Consider the following 403-nt stretch of genomic DNA (forward strand, 5'->3'; position numbering starts at 1 on the left):
GACTACCTGAAGTCCAACGCCAAGCACCGCCGCTACAAGGTGCGCCGCAGCGGCAGCTCCCCCGACGCCTACTCCCCCGAGGTCATGGAGCTGCTCAGCCCGCTCTTCGACGCGCGCGAGGAGTATCTGGCGGCCGCCTTCGAGACGGTCGAGGAGACCTGGGGCGGTGTGGACACCTACCTGGAGCAGGGGCTCGGGCTCACGCCGGCCCACCGGGAGCGGCTGCACGAGCGTCTGCTCGACTGACGTCCGCGTCCGCCGCCGCGGCCGTTACTTCTTCGGCGCGATCTCGAAGAGGAAGTAGATGAAGGCGGCGAAGAGGTGCCCGACCACGACGTAGACGAACAGCCGGACCCACAGGGCCCGCGGGAACTTCTCCTCCATGTCCTTGCCGCTCATGGGG

2 protein-coding genes are annotated in these 403 nt (G+C 68.5%); one reads left to right on the forward strand and one right to left on the reverse strand.

Translation table 11 applies throughout. The features are described from left to right. On the forward strand, positions 1-246 hold a 246-nt coding region (locus LPA54_RS40840; RefSeq protein ID WP_228985468.1), incomplete at its 5' end, for a tyrosine-protein phosphatase. 24 nt (positions 247-270) lie between these two features. Here the strand turns inward: LPA54_RS40840 and LPA54_RS40845 are convergent. Continuing rightward, the gene (locus LPA54_RS40845; RefSeq protein ID WP_093767302.1) at positions 271-399 is read right to left on the reverse strand and encodes a DUF6126 family protein; all 129 of its coding nucleotides are present in this window, start codon (positions 397-399) and stop codon (positions 271-273) included. Positions 400-403 lie beyond the last annotated feature (4 nt).

The organism is Streptomyces sp. DH12, assembly GCF_020873895.1.
GTDB lineage: Bacteria > Actinomycetota > Actinomycetes > Streptomycetales > Streptomycetaceae > Streptomyces.

Excerpts from the sequence above, each read along its gene's own strand:
- LPA54_RS40845 (WP_093767302.1), bottom strand. The coding sequence starts at position 399 with ATGAGCGGCAAGGACATGGAGGAGAAGTTCCCGCGGGCCCTGTGGGTC.